Genomic DNA, 10,017 nt, shown 5'->3' with positions numbered 1-10,017 from the left:
GTCTCAGTACCAGTGTGGGGGATCTCCCTCTCAGGACCCCTAAAGATCATTGACTTGGTGAGCCGTTACCTCACCAACTATCTAATCTTGCGCGTGCCCATCTTTATCCACCGGAGTTTTCAATATCAAATGATGCCATCTAATATATTATGGGGTGTTAATCTTCCTTTCGAAAGGCTATCCCCCAGATAAAGGTAGGTTGCACACGTGTTACGCACCCGTGCGCCGCTCTCTCTCTTCCGAAGAAGAAATACCGCTCGGCTTGCATGTGTTAGGCCTCCCGCTAGCGTTCATCCTGAGCCAGGATCAAACTCTCCATTGTATGTTTGTCTGACTCACTCAAAGTTAATTGACGCTTTAGTTTTTCCTTACTTTTTTGGTTGTTATTTGTATGTCAATGATCTCTTTTCTTTTCGCTCTTCTCAGGAAATTTTTCTGTCGTATTATTCCTGATTTGCGAGTGCAAAAGTATAAAATGTTTTCTATGTGACCAAATGTTTTTGAAAGAAATTTTAAAACTTTTTTAAGTAAGCCTTAAACATCATTCATTACAATTCAATCCCTATAATCTCTACTTCGCTCCCCGTACAGATCTCTCTGATTGGGACTGCAAAAGTATAAACTATTTTCTAATTGACCAAATGTTTTTAAGGAAATTTTTGAAACTTTTTACAGTTCATATCCCTCTGTTATTCAATCTTTTTCAATCTTCTACTCCGCTCCGCCTCTCTCGATTTGGGATTGCAAAGATACCCACTTTCAGCCGGTTTCCAAATATTATACAAAGTAATTTTAATCCAAATCCTCAACTGCCTGATTGTGTGAAAGAAAAATTTCTAAAAAGATCGTTGTACTGAAAGGAGAATCGCATAAACCGTCCGTCAGGCAAATCTTCCGATATTCTGTCCCGCTTATAATTAAAGCGAAGGAAAGCAGCGGAGCACCGGAATTAGTTTAAAATAGGTTCTGTATGATTCCTCAAACAAAAAAATCCCACTCTAATGAGTGGGACTTTTTATATTAATCTGTCATTATTTATTCAGCGCCTTGTTCAGGTTTACTGCGTCCTGGTAACCAGGATTCAGCTGAACGGATTTGGCCGCGTACTCTTTCGCTTTTGCCGGATCGCTGTCTTTTACCAAATATGCGACCGCAAAATATGCGTAAGACAAAGTCTCTTTGTTAGCTTCCAACTCAGCAGGCTTCACTGTGGAGATGTATTTTTCATAAGACATCTTAGCTAACTCGTTATTACCAGCCTGTTGGTAAGAGTATCCCTGGCTGTAATAAGCAGGTGCCCAATCTGGCAACAAACCGCTCATTTTCTGCCAAGAAAGAATCGCACCATTCCAGTTTTTAGCTTCCTGATAAGCATTTGCTAATTTAAACAAAGCATCAGTATCCTGCGGATTTGCTGCAACCTTCTTCTTAAGCTGCTCAATTTCGGGGCTCGTAGCTCCTGCATCCACCACAGACTGATTGACTGCTCCGCCTCCTTTAATTTTCAACAGCTCTGCGTCCCAGTTCATAGTTTCATCTTTAGCTGCTTTTGCAATAGCAATCTTTTGCTGAGCCTCTGCAGTTAAAGCTGTCTTTTTAGCAGCATCTGTTTCTTTGTGAGCCAAACCTGCGGAGATCAAACCTAACAAACCTTGATCTGCCGGCTGAACTCTGCTTTTTTCAGCTTTTGAAATAAACTGATCCATACTTGCTTTTGCCTCGCTATAATTACCGTCCGAAAATAAAAGATAAGCTCTTAATTTATATTTAATCGGATCATTAACCTTATCAAAAACTTTATCTAAATAGATTTTTGAATTTGTGTAATCTTCATTCGTGAAGAATAACTTAGAAATTTCTAACTGAGTATCCGGATCTTCGTCGGCATATTTCGCATAATTAAGCAAATCCTGAGTTGCCAATGCATTCTGCTGATATTTGATATCATAACCAGCTTTAGCTTTATAAGCCGGAGCATAGGTTGCATCAGATGCAATAGCGCGGTCGATACTTTCTTTCGCTTTCTGCCACTGCTGAGCCTGCATCCAAAGCGTACCAATTCTTGTATAAACGGACGCTTTATTTTTTGCCACAGGCAAAGCTTTATCATATGCCGTCATTGCTGAACCAGCAACCTGTGGATTGTTAGTCAGTTTTAATCGGTAAGCGTCACCCAGAGTATAATAGTAATACGCCGGTGTTCCTCCTTTTTGAGATTTTTCTACGGCTCTGTTAAGGAAATCAATTGCTAAATCCGCATTTGCAGAACCACCAAACAGTGTTAAAGCCTCTGCCGCTCTGTAAAGAACTTCAGAATCCTTATCTCTCGCATCTTTAACAATATTCTGAATCTCTGCTACCGCAGATTTATCTCCTTTTCCAAGTTTAACAGATGCCAAACCTATTTTATTTAAATTGCTTTTTTTGTCTGCAGCTAAACCTTTATTAAAGTTTTCCATAGCTAACTCAAAGTTTGGTTCAAACTGAGTCAGGTAAGAATTTCCTAAATAAAAATAATTTTCAGCTGACGGAGACTTTGCAATCATCTGATTGAATATCTCTTTTGCATTTGCATATTTATGACTGTCTGCATTTGCAACACCATCCTGTAATGTCTGTGCAAAAGCAAAGTTTGAAAAAAATCCTACCGCAACACCGAAGGCAACTTTTTTTGTTAATTTCATTATATCTTTCATTTTAATTTGTTTAAATAATAATTACACCAATAATATCCCAATTTCCATACCAAAACTTCACAATCTAAATTCAAGCGAAAAAATTATAATAAATTAACGCATCTGAACTTCTCTTCTGAAAATCGTGTAAGGCTGAAGACCTTCCTTTGCAACTACGATCTGTCCGAGTTGCTGACATGAAAATCTAATGAGACCATTTCCTAGCCCATAATATGGTTCATTCGTAATAAAATACAAAATCCTGGTAAAAGGATACTTCATACTCCGAACGTTTTCAATTTCGGGGGCATAAGAAATGTTTTTAGAAACCACCGGAAGTATCTTGACGGAATTTCTTAATTCCTGGGATACTTTATCGTAAGGCCTGCTGATTGTATTTAGACTTACAACACCAATTTTATCAGGGTGGCTGTTAATTTCTTCAATAATATTTTTGTTTCCGCTGATAATGGAAAATTTCAATTTCGCCGGAGCAGTATTGAATTTCTGAGCTACAAAATTTAAATTGCTTGAGTTGGTACCGTCAAAAATAATATTTTTAGTATCCGAATTCAGTTCCTTTCTGATTTCCTCCATGGTAATTGATTCTCTGGAGGAGTTTTTGGGCACGACAAACACCACAGCATCAGCTGCAAATTTTGCAGGCTGCATTTCCATATCGATTTTCTGTTTATAAGCCTGTTTTTCTTTATCCGTTAATTCACGGGACAAAACAATTACTCTTACTTTATTTTCAAGCAGGTCGAGGAAAGCCATATCCTCTTTTTTGATCACCAAATTTATTTTGGTATTGGGATTAAGGGCCATATACCTTTCGGTAAGTGCCTCTGAAACACTTTTAAAAGATTCATCGGCCGCAATAGTAATTGTTCCCTGCTGCGGATCATCTACCACCCTATCGCTTTTTTTACATGAAACGATCAATGTAAAAAAACTTATCATGAAAATTTGAAAACTATACTTCATTTTTATCCTGTCGTATTCTATAAATAGCTCTTACGATTCTGAATATACCGTAAAGAATTAATAATGCACCTAAAGAATAGGCAATATTTGGTTCCAGGAAAATTATAAAAAATTTATAAATAATTACAACTACCCCTAAAACAATGTAAAAAAAACCTGTAACTAATGACAACCAGTTAAACATCATGAGCAAAAATACAAAAAATTAAAAAAAGAGAAGCGTATGCTTCTCTTTATAGTATTAAATCCGTTTATCGAATTATTCAAACTGCATTGTAAGCGGTAATCTGTATCGGTATCGAACAGCTTGTCCGTTGATTTTTGCAGGTGCCCATTTATTTTTAACAGATTTAACTGTTCTCATAGCTTCTGCATTAAAATCTTTATTAGGACCATTTGCTTTCACATCGGTGATGCTACCGTCACGTTCCACTACAAAAGTAATCTCAGTTTTTACAGTTCCTTCATCTCCGGACATTACCGAAGTATCAAAACTGTTCTGCACCTTACTTCTGAAAGAGTTAATTCCTCCAGGGAATTCAGCCAACTGCTCTACTTCCGTATAAACCTGAGTTTCGGAAACCTGTGGTTTTACCTCTACTGTTGTGGATTTGCTTGGGCCCGGAGGAGGCGGCGGCGGTGTATAAGATGGGGTTTTTACTCCTTCCTGATTTTCCAATCCTGTAGTAGTTTCCAGCTGTTTAGTAATTGGCGGCGGCGGTGTTTCTACTTTCGGCGCTTTTACCGGTTCCGGAACCACGTTCTGAATCACCTCTTGTTTTGGCTCTTCTTTTGGTGGCGGCGGTGGTGGAGGTGGTTCATCTTTTGGCTGTTCAATGATCTTGTCTTCCTCCGGTACAATATCGATCAGTTTTGCATTAACTTCCTGCGTATCTTTAGCAGTCATTTGTTTAATTTTCATTATCACAAATGGTGTAAACGCAGCAACGCAAAACAGAATCGTACCGAAAATAAAGGCTTTTGTAAGTACGGACCTGTAACTTGATCTCAAGTCATAAGCACCGTAAGCCTTATTTCTATTTTCAAATACAATTTCATCTAAAGTAAGATTACTGTTGTATGTGTTATCTTCTGCCATTATTCTTTCTTTACTGTTAAATTTTTATTCTATTTTGTCGGAGCCGCAGGCGCAGTAGTAGCACCCACTTTTCTTTCATAAACAGCAGTTTCCCAAGGCTTAATATCGGTAATACCGTATATTTCATTCTTAGTAATTGCCATCTCGTCTAGAATATCTACGAAATTTTTATATACAGCATCATCCGTTGGCTTTATAATCACAGTAAATTTACTCTGATCTTTAGCTCTGGCCTTTGCCTGCTCTATTACTTTAGTAATCCCATTTCTATCAAACGTCGTTTCCTGAAGCGTCTGGTCATTAAGACCTGCAGCATCTAACTGATGATAGAAAATTCTATTGTCCTTTCCTATGATTATTGAAATTGAGTTTGACAAATCAATCTCGGTTGGAGGTGGTTTTTGCTGGTCTTTCGGTTTTGCCGGAAGTCCTAAATCCATCACATTCGGTTTATTGAAAGTCGTAACCAACATAAAGAATGTAATCAAAAGGAACGCCAAATCCACCATTGGGGTTAAATCTACGTGTGGTGCCTGCTTTTTGGAGCGTACCTTTCCGCCTTTCCCGCTGTTGTCTTTTACTTGTACTTCTGCCATTTCTTAATTATTGTGCCACTTCCTGACTTGTTATTAACCAGAATTTCAAGAAATCAATATCTCTCAATCCTTCAAATAAAGCTTTCACTTTCGGATACTTGGTTTGCACATCACCTTTAATCGCCAATTTATAGTCCGGGTTCACATTTAAACTCTGCTGAACCCAATCGATTAACTGTTTGTTGGTACTGTCCATCGGAACTCCGGTAGGGCTTTTGTAAGCCTTACGGTCTTCATCCGAAAGATCTAAATACCCTTTCAACTGGTTCATCGGAACACCTACTGACTGTACATTAGTGAAAGCCACTTTTTCTTTGTCAGTAAATTTCAGACCATATTTCTCTCCCATCTTATCTAACAGTTGCATTCTTTCGGTTCCGTTTTCAACGGGAGTAAAATAGAATTTGCCGTCAGTTGTACTCAGCACAGTCATTAAACTCGCATCCGGAAGAAGTTTCTCAGATATAGAAGATGGCGTTGTTATCGTCTCAACATCAGGTTTTGCAAACTGAGCCGTAAGGATAAAGAACGTAAGGAGTAGGAAGGATACGTCGGTCATCGCCGTCATATCTACCCTAATATTATGTCTTTTTGGTTTGACTCTCGCCATTATATTTTTATTTTTTTATTAAACTTCACATTTTAAGACTTCATTTCTAAAAAATTCAGTCTTACAAAATCAATACAAAATTTCTTAGTGAAATTCTGCGAAAGACTGCTGAATTGACATTGCAATTTCGTCAATTTTGAAAGTAAGTCCGTCGATTTTAGAAGTAAAATAGTTATAAAGAATAATCGCTACTGCAGAAGTACCAATACCTAAAGCTGTATTTACAAGTGCTTCAGAAATACCGATGGATAGAGCAGCTGAATCTGGTGTACCTCCACCTGAACCTAACGCACTAAATGCTTTAATCATCCCGATTACCGTTCCTAATAGCGCAACTAACGTAGCCACTGTACCTAAAGTTGAAAGAATCATCATGTTTTTCTCCAACATTGGCATTTCAAGAGTTGTAGCTTCTTCGATTGATTTGTTCAATGCAACCATTTTCTGCTCTTTGTTCATTGTAGTGTCATGAGCCAAAGCTTTGTAAGTCGTTAAACCTTCTTTTACTACATTTCCTACTGAACCTTCCTGTCTGTCGCACTCTTCAAGAGCTTCGTCTACTTTATTCTGGTTAAGTAATCTTCTTACGTTTAATACGAAATTATCAACATTTCCTTTACCTGCTGCTTTTCTCAGAACTAGTGCACGCTCAATTGAAAAGACAATTACGATAATCATGAAAGAAATTAGAATAGGAACGATAATCCCCCCCATATAGATAACTCCCATGAATCCGCTTGGATGAAGTTCTTTCGCTTCCAAATCTGAAAAACTTACTGAAGAAAGACCATTAAGCCTTGGATCCGCTTTAAAGTTTCCTGGATTACCCAAAACAAATAAATAAATACAAATCCCTAATACAATAAGAATAGGAATTATTAACGCAGGATTTAATCCCCCTAACTTTTTAGCAACTACTTGCTCCTCGTTGTTTGAAACATTCATTTCCATACTAAACTAAATTATAATTGTTATTTTTTTAAATTTTGCGACTGTAAAATAAAGTCAAATTATTTAATAATGCAAGAATTTTAAGGCATTATAAGTATTTTTTCCTCATGTTAACTTTCATTAACATTGCATTATCTGTAATTTTTGTTTTGAATTTTGGTGATAATTTTCAATTTTAAAAATACCTTTAAAAATTAACAAAATTTACATCCTTTTTTTTACGATTGTTTTATAAATCCCTTTTTACTGTTTAGGATTCAGACTACAATATTAATTATTTTTTTTGGGACTATAATAACTTTTTTAGGATTATTTCCTGCCAGTTGTTGTAATACGCGTACATCTTTCATTGCGGTTTCTTCGATCTGCTGAGCGGTCAGATCAGCGGGAAGTGCCATCTTAAACCTCATCTTCCCATTAAAGCTTACCGGATATTCAATTTCGTCCTCCACTAAATATTTTTCTTCAAAAGCAGGAAATTTTTCAAACTCCACAGAAGTATGGTGTCCTAACTTTTCCCACAGCTCTTCTGAAAGGTGTGGCGCATAAGGAGATACCACAATAGCAAGCGATTCCAGAATTTTTCTTTTATTGGTTTTCAGTTTCTGAAACTCGTTCACCGCAATCATAAATGAAGAAACAGAAGTATTGAAAGAGAACTGATCAATGTCTGAAACCACCTTCTTGATTAAGGTGTGAAGAATTTTATATTCCTCTTTCGTTGGCTCTTCTTCCGAAACTTCAAATACATCCCCGTTATAATAAAGGTTATAAAATTTCTTTAGAAATCCATAAACTCCACTTAATCCCTGAGTATTCCACGGTTTTGACTGCTCCAATGGTCCGAGGAACATTTCATAAAGCCTTAAACAGTCTGCGCCATATTCTTCACAGATATCGTCCGGATTGACTACATTGTATTTGGACTTGGACATTTTTTCCACTTCGCGTTCTGTGATGTATTTTCCGTCTTCAAGAATAAATTCCGCATCCGCAAATTCAGCACGCCAGTTCCTGAACTTTTCCACATCCAGTTCATCAGTAGTTCCTTTCAATAAAGAAACATCTACGTGAATTTTTTGCGTGTTATAATTTTCTGTTAAATGTTTAGAAACAAACTGATTGGTTTCGTCGATTCTATAAACATACGCACTCATCCCCAAAATCATTCCCTGATTGATCAGTTTCTGGAAAGGCTCCTCATGATTAATATAACCACGATCTTTCAAAAACATATTCCAGAAACGGGAATATAATAAATGTCCGGTCGCATGCTCGCTTCCGCCGATATACAAATCGACCTGTCCCCAGTAATCTGAAAGATTTTTATCTGCAAATACATCCTGGTTTTTCGGATCCATATATCTCAGGAAATACCATGAACTTCCTGCCCAGCCGGGCATCGTAGAAAGTTCCAGAGGAAAGACAGTCTTATCGTCAATTAATTCTGTAGCTACTACTTTTCCGTTCACCTCGTCCCACGCAAAGTTTTTAGCATTTCCTAAAGGCGGATCTCCGTCTTCAGTCGGTAAATATTTTTCAACTTCCGGCAATTCCAGAGGAAGCGCAGAAACTGGCATTGCATAAGGCATTCCGTCTTTATAATAAACAGGAACCGGCTCCCCCCAATATCTTTGTCTTGAAAAGATAGCGTCACGCTGTTTGTAATTTGTTGTTCCGTGACCAATTCCGCGATTCACAATCTCCTCAATGATTTTTGCTTTAGCTTCATCGTATTTCAGGCCGTTCAGGAAGTCTGAATTTACGCAAACGCTGTCTTTGGAATCGAAAGATTTTTCCTGAATATCTTCATCGGTTTCTACCACTTTTACAATATTCAATCCGAATTTTTTAGCAAAACGGTGGTCGCGCTCGTCATGTGCAGGAACCGCCATTACAGCCCCTGTTCCGTAGCCCATCAGTACATAATCCGAAATATACACCGGCATCTTTTCATTATTGAAAGGATTCACCGCATAACTTCCGGTGAAAGCACCGGAAACATTTTTAACGTCCGTCATACGGTCTCTTTCCGTTTTTTTGGAAGTATCTTCGATGTACTGACCGATTTCTGCTTTCTGTTCTTCAGTCGTCAGTTTCTCAACCAAAGGATTTTCAGGGGCGAGAACCATGAATGTTGCCCCGAAAATGGTATCAGGACGTGTGGTAAAAACTGAAATTTTCTCTTCAGAATCAGCAACGTCAAAACTGACCTGCGCTCCCTGAGATTTCCCGATCCAGTATTCCTGGGAATCTTTCAGCGGTTGCGGCCAATCAAGTTTTTTCAGACCCTGCAACAACCTTTCAGAATAAGCGGTAATTCTCATGCTCCACTGCATCATCTTTTTCTGAAAAACCGGGAATCCGCCGCGTTCAGACTTTCCGTCTTTCACCTCATCATTGGCTAAAACGGTTCCTAAGCCCGGACACCAGTTTACGGTAGTTTCTGCACGATAAGCTAAACGGTAGTTTAACAGAATATCCTGCCTGTCAAGTTCAGAAGCGTTTTTCCATTCTTCAGCTGTGAAATTTAATTCGTCATTCTGTACAGCGGATAAATTACCGGATCCTTGATCTTCGAAATGTTTAATTAAAGTTCCGATAGATTCTGCTCTGTCTGTTGTTTTATTATACCAGGAATCAAAGAGCTGAATAAAAATCCATTGCGTCCATTTATAATAGGAAGCATCAGAAGTTCTCACTTCACGGCTCCAGTCGAAAGAAAAACCGATTTTTCTGAGTTGCTCTTCATATCGTGTAATATTCTGTTCGGTAGTGATTGCCGGATGGGTTCCGGTCTGTATCGCATACTGTTCTGCCGGAAGTCCGAAAGAGTCGTAACCAACGGGATGCAGAACATTAAATCCCTGATGTCTTTTATATCTTGCATAAATATCAGAAGCAATATAACCCAGCGGGTGACCAACATGTAAACCCGCTCCCGAAGGGTACGGAAACATATCCAAAACATAAAATTTCGGTTTGTCGGTGTTATTTTCGGTTTTGTAGGTTTGATTTTCTTCCCAGAATTTCTGCCACTTCTTTTCGATCGATTGATGGTCGTAAAACATGTTCTATTTTTAAATAAGTCACAAATTT

At 38.0% G+C, this 10,017-nt stretch carries 7 protein-coding genes and 1 rRNA gene; all 8 read right to left on the bottom strand.

Features of this window, described 5'->3' with window-relative positions:
- Nucleotides 1–322 (bottom strand): 16S ribosomal RNA (locus tag KSK37_RS13585); the annotation flags it as partial.
- 709 nt (nucleotides 323–1,031) lie between these two features.
- A complete protein-coding gene (locus tag KSK37_RS13580; RefSeq protein ID WP_217202064.1) occupies nucleotides 1,032–2,696 on the bottom strand; it encodes a tetratricopeptide repeat protein in 1,665 nt (554 codons plus the stop codon).
- A 93-nt stretch (nucleotides 2,697–2,789) separates the two neighbouring features.
- Nucleotides 2,790–3,638, bottom strand: a complete 849-nt coding sequence (locus KSK37_RS13575; protein WP_246566617.1) for a PstS family phosphate ABC transporter substrate-binding protein — start codon at nucleotides 3,636–3,638, stop codon at nucleotides 2,790–2,792.
- Nucleotides 3,639–3,921: 283 nt separating this feature from the next.
- Entirely contained in the window at nucleotides 3,922–4,761 is an 840-nt protein-coding gene (locus KSK37_RS13570; protein ID WP_088359370.1) for an energy transducer TonB, read from the bottom strand.
- A gap of 29 nt (nucleotides 4,762–4,790) precedes the next feature.
- On the bottom strand, nucleotides 4,791–5,357 hold the full coding sequence (locus KSK37_RS13565; RefSeq protein ID WP_217202063.1) for an ExbD/TolR family protein: 567 nt from the start codon (nucleotides 5,355–5,357) through the stop codon (nucleotides 4,791–4,793).
- Between the two features lie 7 nt (nucleotides 5,358–5,364).
- Entirely contained in the window at nucleotides 5,365–5,967 is a 603-nt protein-coding gene (locus tag KSK37_RS13560) for an ExbD/TolR family protein (protein WP_088359368.1), read from the bottom strand.
- Between the two features lie 84 nt (nucleotides 5,968–6,051).
- A complete protein-coding gene (locus KSK37_RS13555; protein ID WP_088359367.1) occupies nucleotides 6,052–6,918 on the bottom strand; it encodes a MotA/TolQ/ExbB proton channel family protein in 867 nt (288 codons plus the stop codon).
- Between the two features lie 257 nt (nucleotides 6,919–7,175).
- Nucleotides 7,176–9,989: a leucine--tRNA ligase gene (gene leuS / locus KSK37_RS13550; RefSeq protein WP_217202062.1), complete on the bottom strand. Its 2,814-nt coding sequence runs from the start codon at nucleotides 9,987–9,989 to the stop codon at nucleotides 7,176–7,178.
- Nucleotides 9,990–10,017 lie beyond the last annotated feature (28 nt).

The organism is Kaistella soli (assembly GCF_019038595.1).
Lineage (GTDB): Bacteria > Bacteroidota > Bacteroidia > Flavobacteriales > Weeksellaceae > Kaistella > Kaistella soli.
The sequence above is the reverse complement of the archived record's forward strand: the minus strand, read 5'-3'. Positions and strand labels throughout refer to the sequence as shown.

Excerpts from the sequence above, each read along its gene's own strand:
- KSK37_RS13565 (WP_217202063.1), bottom strand. The coding sequence starts at position 5,357 with ATGGCAGAAGTACAAGTAAAAGACAACAGCGGGAAAGGCGGAAAGGTA.
- KSK37_RS13580 (WP_217202064.1), bottom strand. The coding sequence starts at position 2,696 with ATGAAAGATATAATGAAATTAACAAAAAAAGTTGCCTTCGGTGTTGCG.
- KSK37_RS13575 (WP_246566617.1), bottom strand. The coding sequence starts at position 3,638 with ATGATAAGTTTTTTTACATTGATCGTTTCATGTAAAAAAAGCGATAGG.
- KSK37_RS13560 (WP_088359368.1), bottom strand. The coding sequence starts at position 5,967 with ATGGCGAGAGTCAAACCAAAAAGACATAATATTAGGGTAGATATGACG.
- KSK37_RS13555 (WP_088359367.1), bottom strand. The coding sequence starts at position 6,918 with ATGGAAATGAATGTTTCAAACAACGAGGAGCAAGTAGTTGCTAAAAAG.
- leuS (WP_217202062.1), bottom strand. The coding sequence starts at position 9,989 with ATGTTTTACGACCATCAATCGATCGAAAAGAAGTGGCAGAAATTCTGG.
- KSK37_RS13570 (WP_088359370.1), bottom strand. The coding sequence starts at position 4,761 with ATGGCAGAAGATAACACATACAACAGTAATCTTACTTTAGATGAAATT.